Annotated in this window: 17 protein-coding genes and 1 riboswitch; of the genes, 11 read left to right on the top strand and 6 right to left on the bottom strand. The window is 72.9% G+C overall.

Going from position 1 to position 20,210, the window contains the following annotated elements; all coding sequences use genetic code 11:
• Positions 1-5: 5 nt before the first annotated feature.
• Complete coding sequence (locus tag Bra3105_RS15675) at positions 6-974, bottom strand: 1,4-dihydroxy-2-naphthoyl-CoA synthase (RefSeq protein ID WP_228357645.1); 969 nt, start codon at positions 972-974, stop codon at positions 6-8.
• Positions 975-1,064: 90 nt separating this feature from the next.
• Positions 1,065-1,691, bottom strand: a complete 627-nt coding sequence (locus tag Bra3105_RS15680) for a GNAT family N-acetyltransferase (RefSeq protein ID WP_228357646.1) — start codon at positions 1,689-1,691, stop codon at positions 1,065-1,067.
• Positions 1,692-2,255: 564 nt separating this feature from the next.
• Here Bra3105_RS15680 and Bra3105_RS15685 point away from each other — a divergent pair.
• The 6 genes from Bra3105_RS15685 to Bra3105_RS15710 all read left to right on the top strand — a co-directional run bounded on the left by Bra3105_RS15685 (position 2,256) and on the right by Bra3105_RS15710 (position 9,842).
• Positions 2,256-3,128, top strand: a complete 873-nt coding sequence (locus Bra3105_RS15685; protein ID WP_228357647.1) for a DUF4352 domain-containing protein — start codon at positions 2,256-2,258, stop codon at positions 3,126-3,128.
• A gap of 147 nt (positions 3,129-3,275) precedes the next feature.
• Positions 3,276-4,799, top strand: a complete 1,524-nt coding sequence (locus tag Bra3105_RS15690; RefSeq protein ID WP_228357648.1) for an amino acid permease — start codon at positions 3,276-3,278, stop codon at positions 4,797-4,799.
• Between the two features lie 50 nt (positions 4,800-4,849).
• Positions 4,850-5,335 (top strand): glutathione peroxidase, encoded by a 486-nt coding sequence (locus Bra3105_RS15695; RefSeq protein WP_228357649.1) that lies wholly within the window; start codon positions 4,850-4,852, stop codon positions 5,333-5,335.
• Positions 5,336-5,340: 5 nt separating this feature from the next.
• A complete protein-coding gene (locus tag Bra3105_RS15700) occupies positions 5,341-6,318 on the top strand; it encodes an o-succinylbenzoate synthase (protein ID WP_228357650.1) in 978 nt (325 codons plus the stop codon).
• A gap of 62 nt (positions 6,319-6,380) precedes the next feature.
• Positions 6,381-8,159 (top strand): 2-succinyl-5-enolpyruvyl-6-hydroxy-3-cyclohexene-1-carboxylic-acid synthase, encoded by a 1,779-nt coding sequence (gene menD, locus Bra3105_RS15705; protein ID WP_228357651.1) that lies wholly within the window; start codon positions 6,381-6,383, stop codon positions 8,157-8,159.
• Positions 8,160-8,246: 87 nt separating this feature from the next.
• Entirely contained in the window at positions 8,247-9,842 is a 1,596-nt protein-coding gene (locus tag Bra3105_RS15710) for a S1C family serine protease (RefSeq protein WP_228357652.1), read from the top strand.
• A gap of 82 nt (positions 9,843-9,924) precedes the next feature.
• On the opposite strand, the gene Bra3105_RS15715 is transcribed toward Bra3105_RS15710, so the two are convergent.
• Positions 9,925-11,295: an isochorismate synthase gene (locus Bra3105_RS15715; protein WP_228357653.1), complete on the bottom strand. Its 1,371-nt coding sequence runs from the start codon at positions 11,293-11,295 to the stop codon at positions 9,925-9,927.
• Between the two features lie 121 nt (positions 11,296-11,416).
• Between Bra3105_RS15715 and Bra3105_RS15720 the strand changes: the two genes are divergently transcribed.
• Complete coding sequence (locus Bra3105_RS15720; protein ID WP_228357654.1) at positions 11,417-12,856, top strand: cell division protein PerM; 1,440 nt, start codon at positions 11,417-11,419, stop codon at positions 12,854-12,856.
• On the opposite strand, the gene Bra3105_RS15725 is transcribed toward Bra3105_RS15720, so the two are convergent.
• Positions 12,825-13,241, bottom strand: a complete 417-nt coding sequence (locus Bra3105_RS15725) for a hypothetical protein (protein ID WP_228357655.1) — start codon at positions 13,239-13,241, stop codon at positions 12,825-12,827. The two genes, Bra3105_RS15720 and Bra3105_RS15725, sit on opposite strands and share 32 nt — an antisense overlap.
• Positions 13,242-13,409: 168 nt before the next feature.
• On the opposite strand from Bra3105_RS15725, the gene purN reads away from it, so the two are divergent.
• The 3 genes from purN (at position 13,410) to ppk2 (ending at position 17,130) form a co-directional block, all read left to right on the top strand.
• The gene (gene purN, locus Bra3105_RS15730; protein ID WP_200501893.1) at positions 13,410-13,988 is read left to right on the top strand and encodes a phosphoribosylglycinamide formyltransferase; all 579 of its coding nucleotides are present in this window, start codon (positions 13,410-13,412) and stop codon (positions 13,986-13,988) included.
• Between the two features lie 33 nt (positions 13,989-14,021).
• Positions 14,022-14,100, top strand: a riboswitch (ZMP/ZTP riboswitch).
• A 73-nt stretch (positions 14,101-14,173) separates the two neighbouring features.
• Positions 14,174-15,883, top strand: coding sequence for a bifunctional phosphoribosylaminoimidazolecarboxamide formyltransferase/IMP cyclohydrolase (purH, locus tag Bra3105_RS15735; protein ID WP_228357656.1), 1,710 nt, complete (start codon positions 14,174-14,176; stop codon positions 15,881-15,883).
• A gap of 341 nt (positions 15,884-16,224) precedes the next feature.
• Entirely contained in the window at positions 16,225-17,130 is a 906-nt protein-coding gene (gene ppk2 / locus Bra3105_RS15740; RefSeq protein WP_200501891.1) for a polyphosphate kinase 2, read from the top strand.
• 82 nt (positions 17,131-17,212) lie between these two features.
• On the opposite strand, the gene aspA is transcribed toward ppk2, so the two are convergent.
• Positions 17,213-18,739, bottom strand: coding sequence for an aspartate ammonia-lyase (gene aspA, locus Bra3105_RS15745; protein ID WP_228357657.1), 1,527 nt, complete (start codon positions 18,737-18,739; stop codon positions 17,213-17,215).
• 232 nt (positions 18,740-18,971) lie between these two features.
• Between aspA and Bra3105_RS15750 the strand changes: the two genes are divergently transcribed.
• Positions 18,972-19,388, top strand: coding sequence for a DUF3017 domain-containing protein (locus Bra3105_RS15750; protein ID WP_200501889.1), 417 nt, complete (start codon positions 18,972-18,974; stop codon positions 19,386-19,388).
• Between the two features lie 102 nt (positions 19,389-19,490).
• Here the strand turns inward: Bra3105_RS15750 and Bra3105_RS15755 are convergent, their stop codons facing one another.
• The gene (locus Bra3105_RS15755; protein ID WP_228357658.1) at positions 19,491-20,132 is read right to left on the bottom strand and encodes a carbonic anhydrase; all 642 of its coding nucleotides are present in this window, start codon (positions 20,130-20,132) and stop codon (positions 19,491-19,493) included.
• Between the last annotated feature and the right edge of the window lie 78 nt (positions 20,133-20,210).

Raw genomic sequence — 20,210 nt, forward strand, 5'->3', positions numbered from 1 at the left:
GGTGCTCAGCCCTGCGGGTGGGGGAAGGACGACCAGTCGGGGGCGCGGTGCTCGAGGAAGGCGTCACGGCCCTCGACCGCCTCGTCCGTCATGTACGCCAGGCGCGTCGCCTCGCCCGCGAAGACCTGCTGGCCCATGAGGCCGTCGTCGGCCAGGTTGAAGGCGAACTTGAGCATGCGCACCGCCTGCGGGGACTTCGTGGCGATCGTCGCGGCCATCGCGAGCGCCGCGTCCTCGAGGTCCGCGTGGTCGACGACCCGGTTCACCGCGCCCCAGTCGTAGGCGTCCTGGGCCGAGTACTCCTCGGCGAGGAAGAAGATCTCGCGGGCCCTCTTCTGTCCCACCTGCTTGGCGAGGTACGCGGAGCCGTAGCCGCCGTCGAAGGAGCCCACGTTCGCGTCGGTCTGCATGAAGCGCGCATGCTCCCGCGAGGCGATCGTGAGGTCGGCGACCACGTGCAGGGAGTGCCCGCCGCCGGCGGCCCAGCCGTTGACCACGGCGATCACGACCTTGCCCATGGTGCGGATCAGACGCTGGACCTCGAGGATGTGCAGGCGGCCTCCCTGCCCGGGGGTGACGGTCTCGGCGGTCTCGCCGCCCGCGTACTGGTACCCGGAGCGCCCGCGGATGCGCTGGTCCCCGCCCGAGCAGAACGCGAAGCCGCCGTCCTTGGGGGACGGACCGTTCCCGGTGAGGAGGATGACGCCGACCCCGGTGTCCAGCCGCGCGTGGTCGAGCGCCCGGTAGAGCTCGTCGACCGTGTGCGGGCGGAAGGCGTTGCGCACCTCGGGCCGGTCGAAGGCGATCCGCACGCACGGCAGGTCCGTCGGCGCCTCGGGATCGGAGCGGTCCACGGCGCGGTGGTAGGTCACGTCCGTGAGTGCGGGACCGGCCAGCTCATCAGGGCCGATGTCCCGCCAGCGCTCGGGATCGAAGGTGTCGGAGACGTCGCGGGGCAGCTTGAAGCGGGGCATGCTCGCCAGGGTATCCCCGGCGCGCGCGGGGTTCGGCCCGCTACCGGGTGATCCGGCCGACGAGGAGCGGACGAGGATCGGACGGGGTTCTCAGGCGTCGTCGGCCCAGGGCAGCAGCACGGTGGGCGGAGCGGGATCGGTCACGAGCCGGCCGTAGGCGAGGACGTCCACGCGCTCGCCGCCGATGAGGAACTTCTCGCGCTCCGTGCCCTCGTGCAGGAAGCCCGCGGCGCGGGCGACGGAGCCTGAGGCGGGATTGTCGATGCGGTGTCCGAGCTCGAGGCGCTCGAGCCCCCAGCCGCCCCGGTCCACGGGCCGCAGCGCGCGCTCGGCGAGGGCGGCCGCCGCCCGCGAGGCGAGGCCGCGGCCGCGATACGCGGGATGCAGCCAGTAGAAGAACCAGCCGTTGCGATTGCCCTCGTCGACGCTCACGGCGACCAGGCCGACCATGCGGCCGTGCGCGCCGTGCGCGCCCTGCACGGCATCCGGCTCGTCGTCCACGATCGCGAAGGCGTGCCGGTCCGCCCCGCGCAGCCAGGTGCAGTACTCCTCGGCCGACGCGGCGTCGTGCACGTCGCCCTGGCGGGACATGTCGGGGGAGGACGTGAAGGCCTCGAGGATCGCGTCGGCGTCGTCCGCTCGCACCGGGCGGAGGTGCGGGCCGAAGCCGGAACCGAGAGCATGGTCGACCTCGGCGGTGTGGCGATGAGCAGGCATGGGACGAGGGTACGGCGCGATGCCACCGGCGGCTGGGTCTCGGATGCATCACGAAGTGACCGGCATGGACCGGAAGATCCAGAAATGTCCCAGGGAATGGATAGATTGCGATCAGCCGGCTCTCGGGTCCCGTGCGAACGTCAGGGGCCTGTGCCCCCGAGCCGGCGATGCCTCCGGCCGTCACGCCACAGGCATCCGTCCCGTGCGCGCACGTCGCGGCGCGCGCTCTCGCCCCCAGGAGATGAGTTGACCACTGGTCCGAATCCGCCGTATGGGTCAGATCCCCAGGATCCCTACGGCTCGCGTCCCGGCCAGGGCGCGTCCCACCCGCCTTCGGGTTCATCCGATCCGTACGGCGCTCCCAGCCCCTACGGAGCGCAGACCCCGCACGGTTCACCCGCGCAGCCCTTCGGAGCACCTGGCCCCGGATATGGGGCTCCGCACCAGCCGTACGGTCCCGGGAGCGCGAATGCGGCTCCTCCCGGATTCGCGCCGCAGCAGTGGACCGCCCTGCCCTCGGGGGCATCGGCCCATCCGGGCATTCCGATCGATCCGACGACCGGCATGCCGATCCCTCCGAAATCCTTCCTCACGACGTGGCTGCTGTCCCTCTTCCTCGGTGTCCTCGGCATCGACCGCTTCTACCTGGGACAGGTGGGCCTTGGTCTCGGCAAGCTGTTCACGTGCGGCGGATGTGGGATCTGGGCCCTCGTCGACCTCATCCTCCATCTCGCGGGGGCCTCGCATGACAAGTACGGTCGACCGCTCGCCGACCGTGAGCGCTTCAAGACCATGGCGTGGATCGTCTCCGCAGTCGTCTGCGCATTGGGCATGCTGATCAGCGCCATCAACGGCGCGATCACCGACGACCCGGAACCGTCGTCGGCACCGGCCGTGACGCAGCAGGCCGAGCAGGCGGCGGAAGGGACGGCCGGTGACGGCGAGTCCTCGAAGGCCGATGGTCCGCCGCGATCGACCGACACGAAGGACGAGACGAGCGCCGCAGCCGAAGACGGCGACGAGGAGAAGGCGGCACCCGCAGACCAGAAGGTCGGTGTGGGTGAGTCCGTGAAGGCCGACGACGTGGAGCTCACGGTGACCGACGTGAAGACCGGCGTGGGCCAGGTGGGCGATACGTACTGGAACGAGAAACCCCAGGGCGAGTTCGTCATCGTCGAGGTGCAGGTCAAGAACGCGGGGAAGGAAGAGGTCACGCTCTGGTCGAACGACTTCACCCTCGTCGGAGAAGATGGCTCTCAGTACTCGACCTCGGATGACGCGTACATGGAGGATGACGCGCTCGTGCTCGAGAGCGTCAACCCCGGCAACACCTACAAGGGCAAGCTCGTGTACGACGTGCCCAAGGGGACCGAGGTGCCGACTCTGCAGATGACACCCTCCTGGTTCGGAGAGACCGCTGAAGTCGATCTGAGCTGACAACCGATGCCGGCGCCGGCGTCGCAGGAGAGCAGCGACGCCGGCGCCGCGCTCGGGTCCGTCCTGTGTGGCCGGCTCCAGCGCGTCCGCCTGTCCCGTCCGCGCGTCGCCGCACGGATCCGCCGGCCGATGGGTAGGGTCCCGCGGGTGACTCACTCCTCGTCCTCCACGACATCGACGTCGACCGGCTCGGATGCCTCGGGCTCGAGCGCCCCCGAGGCCCCCCGCCTCGAGCGCTCCCTCGGCAACCGCCATATCCAGCTGATCGCGATCGGCGGCGCCATCGGCACGGGCCTCTTCATGGGCTCGGGCAAGACCATCTCGGTGGCAGGCCCCTCCGTGCTGCTCGTCTACGTGGTCATCGGCTTCATGCTCTACTTCGTGATGCGCGCGATGGGCGAGATCCTGCTCTCGCGCCGCGAGTACCGGAACTTCGCCGATTTCACCGGTGACCTGCTCGGCCCCTGGGCGGCGTTCTTCACGGGCTGGACCTACTGGTTCTGCTGGGTCGTGACCGCGGTGGCCGACGTCATCGTGATCGCCTCGGTCTATCTGCGCGACCTGGTCCCCATGCTCCCGAGCTGGGCCACGCCCGTCCTCGCGATCGTGGTGATCGCCCTGCTCATCGGCCTGAATCTGCCGACGGTCCGCGCCTTCGGCGAGGCCGAGTTCTGGTTCGCCATGGTCAAGATCGTCGCGATCCTCGCCCTCATCGTCCTGGGACTCGTGCTCGTCCTCACGGGCTTCGAGACCTCGGCCGGCCCCTCGAGCTTCACCCACCTGTGGGCCGACGGCGGCTTCTTCCCGCGCGGCTTCACCGGCTTCGTCGCCGCCTTCCAGATCGCCACCTTCGCCTTCGTCGGCATCGAGCTGGTGGGCACCACGGCCGCCGAGACCCGCGACCCGGAGAAGAACCTGCCGCGCGCGGTGCGCTCGATCCCCGTCCGCATCCTGCTGTTCTACGTGGGCGCCCTCGTGATCCTCATGTCGGTGATGCCGTGGACGGTGTACAGCGCCGACGACTCCCCGTTCATCCAGGTCTTCGCGACCGCCGGTCTGCCCGCGGCCGCCGCCATCGTGAACCTCGTGGTCCTGACCTCGGCCATGTCCTCGGCGAACTCCGGGATCTACTCGACCTCCCGGATGGTGTTCGGCCTCGCCACCCAGAACGACGCGCCGCGCCTGTTCGCGCGCGTCTCGCGCCGCCACGTCCCGCAGAACGCCCTGTTCCTCACGGGCGTGATGCTGCTGGCCTCGGTGGTGCTCCTCGTCTTCGGGCTGGGGGAGTCGACCGCGTTCTCCGTGGTCACCACCGTCTCCTCGCTGTGCTTCATGTTCGTGTGGACGATGATCCTGCTGAGCTACCTGGCGTACCGCCGTCGGCGCCCGCAGGACCACGCCGCGAGCCGCTTCCGCATGCCGCTGGGCACCGTGATGTCCTTCGTCGTGATGGCGTTCTTCGCCTTCCTGCTCTGGGCGTTCACGGGCGCGTCCGACACCCTCGCGGGTCTCCTCGCGACGCCGGTCTGGTTCGTGATCGTCGCGATCGGGTACGTGCTGATCCGGCGTGATGCCGCCCACGGCGCCCAGCGCGAGGAGTTCCGCGCGCGGGTCGTCCGCGAGAGGGACGAGGCGGCCCTCTGGCGGACCGAGCCCGTCCAGCGGGGCTAGCCTGGACGGGCGCGGCGTCGCCGCACCCACCCGTCCCGCAAGGAGCCGCCATGACCACGCTTCACGACTTCACCGTCCGCACCGCCGAGGGCGCCTCCACCGACCTCTCACAGTACGCGGGCCGGACCGTCCTGGTGGTGAACGTCGCCTCGAAGTGCGGGCTCACCCCGCAGCTCGACGGCCTCCAGGAGCTGCAGGAGCAGTACCGGGAGAGGGGACTGGTGATCCTCGGCTTCCCCTGCAACCAGTTCGCCGGCCAGATGCCCGGGAGCGACGAGGACGCCGTCACCTTCTGCCGCACCGCCTACGGCGTCGACTTCCCGATCCTCGCGAAGATCGACGTCAACGGCGAGGACGCCGACCCGCTCTACCAGTGGCTGCGCTCGGAGCGCTCCGGCGAGGACGGAGCGGACATCGAGTGGAACTTCGCCAAGTTCCTCGTCGGGCCCGACGGCGCCGTCATCGGCCGCTTCCCCCCGAGCGTCGAGCCCGCCGACCTGCGCGGTCCCATCGACGCCGTGCTGGCCGCGGCGTGAGGGGCATGCGCATCCCCGCCGCGCTGCGCGAGCGGGGCATCGAGGACGCCCGCTGCTGGTCGATCCCCATGACCACCCGCTTCCGCGGGATCACCGTGCGCGACGGCGTGGTGCTTCGGGGGCCCGAGGGCTGGGCCGAGTTCTCCCCGTTCTGGGACTACGACCCGGCCGAATCGGCCGCCTGGCTGCGCTGTGCTCTCGCCGACGCGACCGCCCCTCGCCCCGCGCCCCTGCGCGAGAGCATCGAGGTGAACGTGACGATCCCCGTCGTCCCGCCCGCGCTCGCGCACCGGCTGGCGACCGTGGGCGGCGCCCGCACCGCGAAGGTCAAGGTCGCGGACGTCGCCTCCACCCTGTCCGAGGACCTCGAGCGCCTGGAGGCCGTGCGCGACGCCCTGGGCCCGGACGCCCGCATCCGCGTGGACGCGAACGCCCGCTGGGACCGCGACGAGGCGATCGCCGCGATCCCGCAGCTGGACCGCGCGGCGGGCGGCCTCGAATACGTCGAGCAGCCCGTCGCCTCGCTCGAGGACCTCGCGGCCGTGCGCCGCGCGGTCGACGTGCCGATCGCGGCCGACGAGCTCGTGCGGCGCGCCGAGGACCCTCTGCGCGTGGCCCGCGCGGGCGCGGCGGACGTGCTCGTGATGAAGGTGCAGCCCCTCGGCGGCGCGGCCCGCTGCCTCGAGCTCGCCGCCGAGGCGGACCTCCCCGTGGTCGTCTCGAGCGCGCTGGAGTCGAGCGTCGGCCTGAGCGCGGGCCTCGCCTTCGCCGCGGCCCTGCCCGAGCTCACCCACGCCTGCGGACTCGCGACGGCGGTCCTGCTCACCGGCGACCTCGTCGCCGCACCGCTGCGCGCCGACGGGGGAATGATCCCGGTGCGGCGCCCGCAGCCCGAGCCCGAGCTGCTCGAGGCCCACTGCGCGCCGCGCGAGCTCACCGCCCGCTGGGAGCAGCGCCTCGAGGCGTGCGCACAGCTGCTGTGACCCCCGGCGCGAACGGACCCGAGCCGGGATCGGCGCGGGCGTCGGATCACTAGCCTGGGACCATGACCGAGCACCCCGCTCCCGCCGGCCACCCTCTCCGGGCGGATCCGGAGCCGATGACCATCCCCGTGCCCGCGCCCCTGGGCTCCGGTGCGGTCGAGGAGGCCGTCGCGATCTGGCGCACCCTGGTCGCGCTCGGCGTGCGGCACGTCGCGATCAGCCCGGGCTCGCGCTCGGCGCCGCTCGTCTACGCGCTCGAGGACCCCGAGATCGCGGGCCGTCTCGAGGCGCACGTGCGGATCGACGAGCGCGCCGCCGCGTTCACGGCCCTCGGCATCTCCCGCCGCGACCCGGGATCGCCGGGCGTCGTCGTGACCACCTCGGGCACCGCCACGGCGCACCTGCACGCCGCCGTCCTCGAGGCCCACCACTCCCGAACCCCGCTGATCGTGCTCACCGCGGACCGGCCCATCGAGCTGCGCGGCGTGGGCGCGAACCAGGCCACCCATCAGGTCGGCATCTACGGGGATGCAGTGCGCTTCGCGACCGACCTCCCGGCGCCCTCGCGAGACGGTGCGTCCGAGGTCGAGCTGCGCACCGCCGTGAGCACCCTCGCGCGGGCCTTCGCCGCCGCGACCGGACCCCGCCCCGGTCCCGTCCACGTGAACCTGTGCCTGCGCGACCCGCTCGTGCCCGGCGCCGGGACCGTCGACGGGCTCGCCTCGACAGGGTCGGAGTCGGGGCCGGAGTCTGCGTCGGTGCCGGGGCCCGAGCACGGCGATCGCCTGGTCGTCACCCGTCGGATCCCGCCGCGTGAGCCCACGCCGGTCGCGCTCCCGCCCGATCCGCGTGCCGTGGTCGTCGCCGGGGACGGCGCGGGTCCCGCGGCCCGCGCCTTCGCCGAGACCCACCGGCTGCCTCTGCTCGCCGAGCCGAGCTCTGGATCCCGCGGCGGACCCAGCATGGTCACGGGCTACCCGCAGCTGCTCGCGCAGGTCATGGCCGACCCCGACCACCCGCTGCGGCCCTCGCAGGCGATCGTCTACGGCCACCCGACGCTCTCGCGACCCGTGGTCGGCGCGCTGCTGGGCGCGGCCGACGTCGAGACGATCATCGTGGACCCGACCTCCTCCTGGGCCGACGCCTCCCGCACCGCGTCCCTCGTGGTGCCTGCCCTCGCCCTCGGGGACGCGGACGACCGCGCGGACGCCGCTGCGCGGCTCGAGGACTGGCGCCGCGAGGGCGCGCTGCTCGTGGAGGCGTCCGAGCCGACGTGGCAGCAGCGCGCGGCGCTCGCCGTCTGGGGGGCGACGGGGGAGGAGGACACCCTCGTGCTGGGCTCCTCGTCCCTGGTGAGGGATCTCGAGCAGCTCGCCCCGGCCGCGCGCGGGACGGTGCTGGCCGGCCGCGGCCTGGCCGGGATCGACGGGATGGCCTCGACCGCCGGCGGGTACGCGCTCGCCAACGAGCACGCTCCCGACGAGCACGCCGCCGCCGAGCACGCTCCCGCCGGACGCGTGCGTCTGCTCGTGGGCGACGTGACGGCGCTGCACGACTTCACGGGCCTGATCGTCGGCCCCCTCGAGCGTCGCCCCGCGCTGGACGTGATCGTGGTCGACGACTCCGGCGGCCGCATCTTCTCCGGGCTCGAGCACCGGCGCGCGCATCCCGGGCTCCTCGAGCGCTTCTTCACGACCCCGCACGGCGCCGACATCGCCGCCGCGGCCCGCGCGCTCGGCGTCGACGCGGTGCGGTACGAGGGCCCGCAGGCCCTCGATGCCCTGGTCAGGGGCCTCGAGCGGCCGACCGACGGGCTCCGGATGATCGTCGTCGGCCCCTGATCCCGACCCTGCCGGGGGATGCACGACACAGCCAGCGCACAGCTCGATCGCAAGGACTTCAAGGCACGAGGGGATGCAATGACTGGCATGTCATCCGAGGAATCGAACGTCCCCCAGGGCACCGGGGCCCCGGACGGGTCCGCCGACCGCCGCCCGTCCGACGACACCACCGAGCACCCGGTCTCCGCCGATCCCACCGAGCAGCTCGGGCGGGTCGACGAGACCCAGCGCCTCGACGGCCTCGGGGCCGACGAGCACGGCGCCCCGCCGCAGGGCGGCGATCCGTACGGCGCCCCGTCGCAGCATGACGACCCCTACGGCGCAGCGTCCCCGACGGCCTCCGCTTCCTACGGATGGAGCGAGCCGCAGGGCCCGCAGAACGCGCAGGGCCCCCAGGACATGCGCAGCCCATCGGCCTCCCCGAGCTGGGGAGCGGCCGCGACCGGTGCGTCCGGCGCGGCGACGCCTGCCGGCGCCCAGGCCGCGCAGGGCCCGGATCCCGCCATCCAGGGCTCTGCCCCGGCGATCCCGGGCTCCGCCCCCGCGGCCCGGCGCCGCGGTCCGGGCTGGGTGGGCGTCGCGGGCCTGGTGATGGCCGGCATGCTGCTCAGCAGCGGGCTCACCCTCGGCGGCGTCATCGCCTACGACCAGGTCGACGGCCAGGGGTCGCGCTCCGCCGCGTCGTCGACCTCCTCGAGCAGCACGAAGACGGCCGACGCGAGCCCCGTCGCCCAGGACGGCGACACCCCGAACTGGGAGAGCGTCTCGGAGAAGGTCTCGCCGAGCACGGTCGCGATCTCCGTGAGCACGGCCTCGGGCCAGGCCGAGGGGACCGGCGTGATCTACCGCGAGGACGGCACGATCATCACGAACAACCACGTGGTCTCCGGCGCCCAGAAGGTCGAGGTCTCCCTGACCGATGGCCGCACCTACAGCGCCCGCGTGATCGGCACCGACGCGACCAGCGACCTCGCCGCGATCAAGCTCGAGGACCCGCCGGACGACCTCACCCCGGCCTCCTTCGGCGACTCCGACGACGTCCAGGTCGGCGAGGACGTGATGGCCGTGGGCACCCCGCTGGGTCTCGAGAACACGGTGACCACGGGCATCATCTCGGCCGTGCACCGTCCTGTGACCACGCAGGGCGAGGCCGTCGACGGATCCGACTCCACCTACTCGTCGGCCCTGCAGACCGATGCCGCGATCAACCCCGGCAACTCGGGCGGCCCGCTGGTGGACGCGAGCGGCGCGGTCGTCGGCATCAACTCCTCGATCGCGACCTTCTCGCAGGAGGGGGAGTCCTCCTCCTCGCAGTCCGGGAGCATCGGTCTGGGATTCGCGATCCCCTCGGACACCGTCACCCTCATCGTCGACCAGCTCATCGAGAGCGGGAGCGCGAAGCACGCGCTGCTGGGCGTCACCGCGCAGGACAGCAGCCAGGACGTCTCCGGCGCGAGCTACCGCGGGGCGCTCGTGCGCTCGATCGAGCGCGGCTCGGGGGCCTCCGACGCCGGGCTCAAGGAGGGCGATCTCATCACCCAGGTCGACGGCGTGCCCGTGAACGGCGCGGCCGCGCTGACCGGCATGGTGCGCGGCCTCGAGGTCGGCTCCTCCCACAAGCTCACGATCGTGCGGGGCCAGAAGGAGATCACCAAGGATGTGACCCTCACCGAGGCCGGCTGAACGGCTGGCCGGCCACGCGGCTGACCGGCTCGGGGCCGAGACGGGCGTCCGACCCGGGGATCGACGCGGGGCCCGCGGGCTCTCAGTCCTCGGGGCGGCCGATGGCGCGCAGGACGGGCCGGGACTTCGCGAGCGCCTCGGCGTGCTCGAGCACGGGGTCGGATCCCGCGACGAGCCCGCCGCCGGACTGCACGCGCACCCGCGTGGGCGTCTCCAGGTGGGCCATGCGCAGGGCGATCGCCCACTGGCCGTCGCCCTCGGCGTCCATCCACCCCACGGGGGAGGCGTAGCCGCCGCGGTCGCGGACCTCGAGCTCGGCGATCGCGGCGTCGGCCGCCTCCCGCGGCGTGCCGCTCACGGCGGCCGACGGGTGCAGCCGGCCCGCCACGTCCAGGCTCGTGACGCCCTCGCGCAGCTCGCCCGCGACGTCCGAGGCCAGATGCTCGAGGCCGGGGAGCCGCAGCACGAACGGCTCGGCGGAGGCGGTGATCTCGGTGGTCAGATCCGCCAGGCGCGAGGTCACCGAGTCGATCGCGAAGGCGTGCTCCGCCAGTTCCTTGGCGTCGCTGCGGAAGGCCCGACGGTCCTGCTCGGCGAGCTCCGAGCCCTCGGCGACAGGGCGGCTGCCGGCGAGGACGCGGCTGAACAGGCGTCCGTGCTCGGTGTCCGCCAGCATCTCCGGGGTCGCGCCGATGACGTCGGCCAGGTGGTAGACCCAGGTGGTCGGGTAGGACTCGGCGAGGCGCCCCAGCAGCGTCGCGACCGGCTGCGCCTGCTCGAGGTGCACGGTCGAGGACTCCGAGAGCACGATCTTCTGCGCGCGGCCCTCGTCGATCATCCCGAGCGCCCGGCGCACCAGCTCCTGGTACTCGTCAGGCGTGTGGTCGGGGTCGATCTGCACGCGCGTGCGCTCGGCGCGCGGGGTCGAGGGGAACAGGTCCCGCCAGTCCGCCGGGGCTGCGGGCACCCGGTCCATCGCGTCCGACGCGTCCTCCTGCTCGTCGAGCGCGTCGACGAGGGTGAGGAACGGATCGTTGTCGAGCACGCCGAGGATCGCGCGCGGCACCAGCAGCGTGGAGGGGCGCGGGGAGGTCGCGGCGTAGGAGAAGCTGCCGAAGGCGATGAGCCCGCTGCCGCGCGTGCCGACCTCGTCGTCGATGCGGGCGGCCGCGGCGAGCTCGCGGAAGCGCGCCGAGGCCTCCTCGAAGCGATCGGGTCCGCTCGTGGTGCAGGTCCAGGCGGTGCCGATGCCCACCATGCCCTGGCCGTGGCGCAGCCAGGCGGCGGTGAGGTCGCGCGGCAGGTGCGCGGGCAGGTCGATCTCGTCCTCGAGGCGCAGGGTGCGCACGCGCAGGGCGGGCGCCGCGGCGGGCGCGGCATGCGCGCTCGGCGCACCGGGCGCGGAGTCCGCGGAGAAGGAGGACGGATCGGGGACGGGGTCTGAGGTGGGCATCAGCACGATTATGCGACACGGACCCTGCGCGCTGGACTTGCCGCGCTCTGCGGGTCACAGTGGAGCGCGCCCGCGGAGGACGGGACGACCCGACCGGGACCGGACCAGGACAGAGGTGCACGTGGCAGGCAACGGCGGAGGCGGCGGCAGGACGCGCGAGGACGGCGCCCGCGCGGACCGCGGCGACGTGCGGCTGGACTCCCCGGTGCTCGCCGGGGCGCTCGCGGCCCTCAGCGCCCTCGGCACGGGCCTCGCGATCACCGTGGTCCCCGCGCTCATCGCCCAGCTCTCCTCCTCCCACGGATCGCTGGGAGTGCTCGGCGCGATCCTGCTGGCCCTGGACGCGCTCGTCCTGGGGCACGGCGGCAGCCTGCTGCTGCAGGCGGGCTCGGTCACCGGCTCGATCGCCGTGATGCCCTTCGGGCTCACGATCGTGCTGCTCGTGGTGGTCGCCCTCGCGGCCCGGCGCGCCGTGCGCCGCCTCCGCCCCATCTCGGCCGACGGCGCCCTGCGGGCTCGGGCCCTGCGCGACGGCGGCATGTGCCTGGGCGCCCTCGTGGTCGTCTACACCGCCGGGCTCGGCGTACTCGCCGCGATCGCCCGCAGCACCCTCGTGCACGCGGTGGTGCCCTCCGCGGTGGTCTCCGGCGCCCTGGTCTCCGTGGTGGGCGGTCTCGCCGGAGCGCTGCTCGCCCTGCGCCGACGCGGCGGCGGAGGCGTGCCGGAGGTGCGCATCCTCTCCCTGCTCCCCGCCCCCTACGGCTCCGTCGCCCGGGCGGTGCTCCTCGCGCTCGCGGGCCTCGCCGCCTCCGCGGCGCTCGTCTGCACGGCGATGATCGCGATCCGCTTCGGTGCCGTGGCATCGCTGCACGAGTCCCTGCACGCGGGCTTCTGGGGGTCAGTGGTGCTCCTGCTGCTGCAGCTCGCCCTGTTCCCGCTGATCGCCGTGTGGGTGCTCGTGGTCATCCTCGGCGGCTCGGTCACGCTCGGGGCGGGCAGTGTGATCAGCCTGGCGGGCGCCGAGACCACCGTGATGCCCGCCCTCCCGCTGCTGGGCATCGTGCCGGACCCGGGCACCGCGCCCTGGTGGACGCGCCTGCTGATCGTGCTGCCCGTGGTCGCGATCGCGCTCGGCGCGATCCGCCTGTGCCGGGACCTGGTGGGGGAGGGGGCCGACGCCGACTCCTCGGAGTCGGCTCTGCGCGAGCGCGTCGTCGCCCTCGTCGCCTACGCGGTCGCCCTGCTGCTGCTCGTGCTGCTGGTCGCGGGACTCGCCACCGGCGGCATCGGCGACGGCTCGCTGGAGGCTCTGGGACCCCGGATCGGCTCCCTGCTGCTGCCGCTGCTGGGGATCGTGGTGCTGCCCACCGCCGCCGTCGCCGCCGTCTGCCTCACGCCTGCCCTGCCCTGGGCGCGCGCCCAGTGGGCGGGGCTGCGCGGCCGCGTCGAGGCGGCCGAGTCCCGCGAGAACGGGAGCACGGATCGCTCCGAGGACGAGCGCGCCCGCGACCAGGACGACGACGCCTCGGTCAGGACCCCGTCAGACCCTCCATCCAGCTGAGCACCGAGCTCTGCACCTCGTCCCGGCACGCATCCTGCGCCTGCTGGGTGAGCGCCTCGTCCCGGCACTGCTCGAGCTCGGACATCGGACCGTAGAAGATCGCGCCGGTCACGGAGCCGAGCACGATCATGAACACCGCGGGGGCGCCCACCAGCGCGGAGATCACGGCCATCGCCGGCCGGCGGTCCCTCCAGGCGGCGATCACGAGCCGCACCAGCAGCACGGCCGTGACGATCCCCGCGACACCGGCGAGCAGCGACCACGGCAGCGGCAGCATCATCAGCACCCATGAGGCCAGCAGGGACACGAGCAGCCGGGTGAGGATCCGGCGATAGCGCAGGGTCGACTCGGACGGGGCGGGGGACTCGGGCTCGGGACTGCTCACCCGACCATTGTGCCCGCTGCGCGAGCGGGACCCGCACGTCGCATGCCGCGCGCCTCGGTCGGCGACCGCTCGGGCACCGCCCCTCGCGCACTGCTCCTCGCGCGCGGTCCCGCGCACGCCACCCGGACGCCCGTCCTCGTCCCGGCGCGCTCCCCGTAGGGTTGCCCCGTGGCTCCAGCACGCATCGTCGTCCTCATCTCCGGCACCGGCAGCAACCTCGCCGCGCTCCTCGCGGCGCAGCACGAGCAGGAGTGCCCCTACGAGATCGTCGGCGTGATCGCCGACCGCGCCGCCTCCGGCCTCGCGCATGCGCAGAGCGCGGGCGTGCCGACGGCCGTCGTCCGACTGGGCGACCACCCGGATCGCGCGGCCTGGGACGCGGCCCTGGCCCGCGAGGTCGCCGCCCTCTCGCCGGAGCTCGTGGTGCTCGCCGGCTTCATGAAGCTCATCGGCCCGCCGCTGCTCGAAGCCCGGCCCGGGCGCATCATCAACACCCATCCCGCCCTGCTGCCGTCCTTCCCCGGGGCCCACGGCGTGCGCGACGCCCTCGCCTACGGGGTGAAGGTGAGCGGGGCCAGCGTCATCGAGGTCGACCCGGGCGTGGACACCGGGCGGATCCTCGCCCAGCGCGCGGTGGACGTCCGGCCGGACGACACCGAGGAGAGCCTCCACGAGCGCATCAAGGTCGTCGAGCGCGAGATGCTCGTCGACGTGGTGCGCGACCTCTCGCGCACGCTCGCCCCCTGACCCCTTCCGGACCTCCCGCCTGCCCCGGATACACTGGACCCACACGACTGGCGCAGGTGGGCGGACCACCGGGGAGTGACGATCGTGGGCATCGACCGCCTGGGTGCCCGCATGTGATGGCGGCGACCGCGTCCGCGCAGCCGCCGCATCGACCGCACCGCACCGATCCGCGAGGAGAACGCTCCGTGAGCTCCACCGACCGCCGTCCCATCCGCCGCGCCCTGGTCTCCGTCTTCGACAAGACGGGCCTGACGGACCTGGCCCGTGCCCTCTCCGAGGCCGACGTCGAGATCGTCTCGACCGGCTCCACCGCCAGCACCATCCGCGAGGCGGGCTTCGCCGTCACCGACGTCGCCGAGGTCACCGGCAGCCCCGAGATGCTCGACGGGCGCGTGAAGACCCTCCACCCGCGCATCCACGGCGGCATCCTCGCCGACCTGCGGCTCGAGGACCATCGCGCCCAGCTCGAGGACCAGAGGATCCAGCCCTTCGACCTCGTCGTCGTGAACCTCTACCCCTTCGAGGAGACCGTCGCCGCGGGCGGCACCTTCGACGAGATCATCGAGAAGATCGACATCGGCGGGCCGTCGATGGTGCGCGGCGCGGCGAAGAATTTCGCCTCCGTCGCGGTCGTGGTCGATCCCGAGGACTACGCGCGCGCCGGCCATGCGGCCACGCGCGGCGGCTTCACCCTCGACGAGCGCCAGGAGCTCGCGACCATCGCCTTCGGCCGCACCAGCGAGTACGACACCGCGATCAGCGACTGGATGCTCGGCCAGCTCGACGGGACCGACGGCGAGGACACCGCCTCCGCCCTCGGCGCCGGGACCCTCCGCGGGGCCGACGGGGGAGTCTCCGACTCCCCGGACTCCGACGCCGACGCCGACTCCCCGGCCTACCTCCTGGAGATGGACGACGAGGAGGCCGCCGAGGCCGGTCTGCGCACACTGCGCTACGGCGAGAACCCGCACCAGCGCGCCCGCGTCGCCGTCATCGACGACGAGAACCCCGGCCTGGCCGGAGCCGAGCAGCTCGGCGGCAAGGCCATGAGCTTCAACAACTACGTCGATGCCGACGCCGCCACCCGCGCCGCCTTCGATCACGACCAGCCGTGCGTGGTCGTCATGAAGCACAACAACCCCTGCGGCATCGCCGTCGCGACCGAGGACGAGGACCTGGCCGCCGCGCACGCACGCGCCCACGGCACCGACCCGCTCTCCGCCTACGGCGGCGTGATCGCGACCAACCGCCCCGTGACCCTCGCGATGGCCACGCAGGTCAAGCCCGTGTTCACCGAGGTGATCCTGGCTCCCGCCTACGAGGACGAGGCCCTCGAGCTGCTGCGCACGAAGAAGAACCTGCGGATCCTGCGGATCGCCGACCGTCCCCGCGGCGGCGTCGAGATCCGCCAGATCTGGGGCGGCTCCCTGATCCAGGAGTCCGACGCCTACCAGGCCGAGGGCGACGAGGCCGCCACCTGGACCCTCGCCGCAGGGGAGGCGGCCGACGAGAGCACCCTCGCCGACCTCGTGTTCGCCTGGCGCTCGGTGCGGGCGGTGAAGTCCAACGCGATCCTGCTGGCCAAGGACCTCGCGGCCGTCGGCATCGGCATGGGCCAGGTCAACCGCCTGGACTCCTGCCGTCTGGCCGTGCAGCGCGCCAACACCCTGGGCGAGCACGCCGAGGGCGAGCAGGCGCCCGAGCGGGCCCGCGGAGCGGTCGCCGCGTCCGACGCCTTCTTCCCCTTCGCCGACGGCGCCCAGATCCTCATCGACGCGGGCGTGAGCGCGATCGTGCAGCCCGGCGGCTCCATCCGCGACGAGGAGGTCATCGAGGCCTGCCGTGCGGCGGGAGTGACCCTCTACCTCACGGGGACCCGCCACTTCGCCCACTGACCCGCACGCCGCCGCCCTCGGGCGGTGACACGTGTGCCCGTGTCCTGGACGGGCCGAGGGTGAGGAGCCGTGGCGATATCGCCACGGCTCCTCACCCTCGGCCCGCCCGCGACCGTGCCCCCCGCACCCCCGCACCTGCCTGCGCCCGCCTGCGCCCGCCTGCACCTGCCCGCACCGGGACCGCCCGACCCCGCTCCCGCCCGTCGGCCTCGCCCCGACCGGCCCCGCGGCGTCCGACTGCGGTCGAGTTCACCCGCTGGACAGATGCGCCGCATACCCTGGGGAGCAAGCCGATCCCGGTCGCTCCTGCGAGAGCGCCCGGATGTCCGAAGGAGAGTCGCGTGAAGGTCCCCGACAACCAGAACCTCAGGGAGTACATCGAGCATCTGAGGGATGAGGGGTACACGGTGGCCGACGGGCACACGCCCGATCCCGACCTCATCGACCCGCAGGGCAACCCGGTGTACACCTGGCAGGAGGGGTACCCGTACGACACGCGCATGGACCGCGACGAGTACGAGCTCGAGAAGTACCGCCTGCAGGTCGAGCTGCTGAAGTACCAGTACTGGCTCGAGGACAACGACCAGAAGTCGATCATCATCTTCGAGGGCCGCGACGCCGCCGGCAAGGGCGGCACGATCAAGCGCTTCACCGAGCACCTGAACCCGCGCACCGCGCGCGTGGTCGCGCTGAACAAGCCGAGTGATCGCGAGAAGGGCCAGTGGTACTTCCAGCGCTACATCCAGCACCTGCCCACCGAGGGCGAGATGGTGCTGTTCGACCGCTCCTGGTACAACCGCGCCGGCGTCGAGCGCGTGATGGGCTTCTGCACCGATGAGGAGTACGAGGGGTTCATGAACCAGGCGCCGCTGTTCGAGCGCATGCTCGTGGACTCCGGCATCCACCTCACGAAGCTCTGGTTCTCCGTCTCCCAGCGCGAGCAGCGCACCCGCTTCGCGATCCGCCAGCTGGACCCGGTGCGGCGCTGGAAGCTCTCCCCGATGGACCTCGAGTCGCTGGACCGCTGGGAGGCCTACACCGAGGCCAAGGAGGAGATGTTCCGCCGCACGGACAAGAAGTACGCGCCGTGGACGATCATCCGCTCCAACGACAAGAAGCGCGCCCGCCTCAACGCGATGCGCTACTTCCTCTCCCAGTTCGAGTACGAGGGCAAGGACCACGAGGTCGTCGGCGAGCCCGATCCCAAGCTCGTCATGCGCGGCAAGAAGGAGGAGGCCGACGAGTAGTCGGCGTCCGTCCGCGGCCGCATGACGCGAGGCCCCGAGGAGCACTGCTCCTCGGGGCCTCGCGCTGTGCGCAGGGGCGCGGTCAGCGACTCGTCTCGGTCACCGCGTTGTCGTCGGCCACCATGCGCGGCACCTCGCCGGAGTCCGTGGCGGGGTCGACCACGGGGATGGTGCCGGTCGGCGTCGGACGATGGGGGCGGGTCATCATGGTGGGGGAGAGCAGCGCGCTCAGGTGCGCCTCGTCCAGCAGCCCCGCCTCGAGCACCAGGTCGCGGACGGGCCGCCCGGTCTCGAGGGCGGTGCGTGCGATGTCGGTCGCGGCGGCGTAGCCGATCACCGGCACGAGCGCGGTGACCACGCCGATCGAGCGCTCCACGTAGTCCTCGAGCACCTCGTGGTTGGGCTCGATGCCGCGCACGCAGCGGTCGGCGAGGGTGGACATCGCATGGGTCATCGAGAGCATGGACTCGAGGATGTTGAAGGCGATCACGGGCTCGAAGGCGTTGAGCTGCAGCTGCCCGGCTTCGGCGGCGAACGTCACGGTGAGGTCGTTGCCGATGACCTCGAAGGCGACCTGGTTGACGACCTCGGGGATGACGGGGTTCACCTTGCCGGGCATGATCGAGCTGCCGGGCTGCACCGCGGGCAGTCGGATCTCGGCGAGCCCGGCGCGCGGACCGGAGCTCAGGAGGCGCAGGTCGTTGCAGATCTTGGAGATCTTCACGGCGATCCGCTTGAGCACGCCGGAGAAGGTGACGAAGGCGCCCGTGTCGCTCGTGGCCTCCACGAGGTCGGCGGCGACCACGAAGTCCACGCCGGAGATCTCGGAGAGGTCCTCCGCGGCGAGCTGCGCGTAGCGGGGATCCGTGGTGATGCCCGTGCCGATCGCGGTCGCGCCGAGGTTGATCTCCTTGAACAGGCGGCCGGTGCGGGTCAGGCGCTCGACGTCCTCGGAGATCGTCGTGGCCCAGGCATGGAACTCCTGGCCGAGGGTCATCGGCACGGCGTCCTGCATCTGCGTGCGGCCCATCTTCAGGACGTCCGCGAACTCGTCGCCCTTCTCGCGCAGGGCGACGATGAGCCCGTCCATGGCGTCGGCGAGCTTCGGGAAGCTCAGCAGCAGCGCGAGGCGCACCGCCGTCGGGTAGACGTCGTTGGTGGACTGGGCGAGGTTCACGTGGTTGTTGGGGTGCAGGTGCTCGTACTCGCCCTTGGCGTGCCCCATGATCTCCAGGGCGCGGTTCGCGATGACCTCGTTGGCGTTCATGTTGGTGCTCGTGCCGGCGCCGCCCTGGATCACGTCGACCACGAACTGCTCGTGCAGCTGGCCGTCCGCGATCTCCCGGCAGGCCTGCTCGATCGCGGCGGCGCGCTCGTCGTCGAGCGCGCCCAGCTCGTGGTTCGCACGGGCGGCCGCGCGCTTGACGTGGGCGAGGGCGACGATGAGCTCCGGGAAGTGGGAGACCGGGACACCGGTGATGCGGAAGTTCTCCTGCGCCCGCAGGGTCTGGATGCCGTAATAGGCGTCACCGGGGACCTCACGGTCTCCCAGCAGGTCGTGCTCCAGCCGACCGGGCACGGCGGCCTCGGACGCAGACGGGGTGGTCATCAGGATGCTTCTCCTCGGTTCGCGACTCGGGCCGACGTCGTCGACGGCCCTTCTCCACCCTAGACGGGCCGGGGAGCCCCGCGCGGGCGACCCGTGCGAGCGGCCCGGGGTCGATGCGCGGATCGTCCCGCCGACGGGACAGGCGTCCGCCGAGGGCCGGAGCATGCGGCCCGCCGGCCTCGGATCCCGTCCTCGGATCCCGTGCTCATCCTCAGCCCGTACGATGTCGCGCATGTCGCCGAGCACGTCCCCGGGCCCCGGCGTCGGCCCCGATGCGGGCGCCGACGCGGGGCGTGAGGCGCACGCGGACGCGGGGCACGCCGCGGGGCACGAGGCGCACGCCGATGCAGCCGGTCCTGCACAGTCCGCGCCGCGCCGGGTGCCGCTGGGCGAGGGACTGCGCCGCCAGACGCTCCTGCTGCTCGCCCTCATCGCGCTCGTGGCGGTCCTGGGCTTCGGCGCCTCCACGAGCGCCGTCGTGGCCGGCCGCCTGCTCGCGGCCCTGCTGCTCGTGGTCGCCCTGCTGCGGGCGTGCCTGCCCGCCTCGCTGCTCGGGGCGCTCGTGGTGCGCTCGCGGGGGCTGGACGTGCTCGTGATGCTCGCCCTCGCGGGCGGCCTCGCGGTGCTCTCCGCGGCGCCCAACCTCTGAGCGTCTGAGCGTCCGGCCGACGGCGGCCCGATGCCGGGTCCGACGGGCCGGGGCCTGTCGGACCTCGCCGCGTCGGACCCCGCCCCGTCGGACCTCGCTGCCTCAGACCTCCGGTCCGCTGACCACGCGCACTGCGCCGCCGGTGAGCCCGTAGACGGCGCCGGCCAGCACGATCTCCCCGCGCTCCTCGGCCTCGCGCACGATGCTCGAGCGCTCGCGCAGCTCGTCGAGGGTGCCCAGCACGTGCGCCTCGACGGCGCGCGCAGCCGGATCCTCGGGATCGAGGTGGTCGCGCACGTGCTCGACGAGGATCGGCATCTCGCCGGGCAGCTGCGTGCCCTCCTTGATCGCCTCGACGGTCGCGCCCACGGCGCCGCAGGACTCGTGCCCGAGCACGAGCACGACCCGCACGCCCAGCACGGCGACGGCGAACTCGACCGACGCCTGCATGGAGCGTCCCAGCACGTGACCTGCGTTGCGGGAGACGAACACGTCGCCGAAGCCCTGGTCGAACAGCAGCTCGACGGGCACGCGGGAGTCCGAGCACCCCAGAACCGTGGCGTAGGGGGCCTGCCCGGTCTCGAGCAGGCGCCTGCGCGCCTCGTCCTGGTGCGGGTGCAGCGCGTCGCCGTCCACGAACCGCCGGTTGCCCTCGAGCAGCGCGGCGAACGCCTGCTCCGGGGTCGAGGAGGGGGAGGGGGCTGAGGACGCCGGGTTCGCGCCGGTCACGTCGGAGTCGTTCACAGATGTCTTCCTTCCGGGGGCGCCGTGCGCACAGGGTCGCCCGCTGGAGGGGTGGCGCGCAGGCGCCTGTCAGTGTGA

Source organism: Brachybacterium halotolerans subsp. kimchii (assembly GCF_020792675.1).
In the GTDB taxonomy this organism is placed as follows: domain Bacteria; phylum Actinomycetota; class Actinomycetes; order Actinomycetales; family Dermabacteraceae; genus Brachybacterium; species Brachybacterium halotolerans.

Bases quoted from the DNA above. Each gene is read 5' to 3' on its own strand.
- Bra3105_RS15675 (WP_228357645.1), bottom strand. From the start codon at position 974: ATGCCCCGCTTCAAGCTGCCCCGCGACGTCTCCGACACCTTCGATCCC.
- Bra3105_RS15680 (WP_228357646.1), bottom strand. From the start codon at position 1,691: ATGCCTGCTCATCGCCACACCGCCGAGGTCGACCATGCTCTCGGTTCC.
- Bra3105_RS15685 (WP_228357647.1), top strand. From the start codon at position 2,256: ATGCCGATCCCTCCGAAATCCTTCCTCACGACGTGGCTGCTGTCCCTC.
- Bra3105_RS15695 (WP_228357649.1), top strand. From the start codon at position 4,850: ATGACCACGCTTCACGACTTCACCGTCCGCACCGCCGAGGGCGCCTCC.
- Bra3105_RS15700 (WP_228357650.1), top strand. From the start codon at position 5,341: ATGCGCATCCCCGCCGCGCTGCGCGAGCGGGGCATCGAGGACGCCCGC.
- menD (WP_228357651.1), top strand. From the start codon at position 6,381: ATGACCGAGCACCCCGCTCCCGCCGGCCACCCTCTCCGGGCGGATCCG.
- Bra3105_RS15710 (WP_228357652.1), top strand. From the start codon at position 8,247: ATGTCATCCGAGGAATCGAACGTCCCCCAGGGCACCGGGGCCCCGGAC.
- Bra3105_RS15715 (WP_228357653.1), bottom strand. From the start codon at position 11,295: ATGCCCACCTCAGACCCCGTCCCCGATCCGTCCTCCTTCTCCGCGGAC.
- aspA (WP_228357657.1), bottom strand. From the start codon at position 18,739: ATGACCACCCCGTCTGCGTCCGAGGCCGCCGTGCCCGGTCGGCTGGAG.
- Bra3105_RS15750 (WP_200501889.1), top strand. From the start codon at position 18,972: ATGTCGCCGAGCACGTCCCCGGGCCCCGGCGTCGGCCCCGATGCGGGC.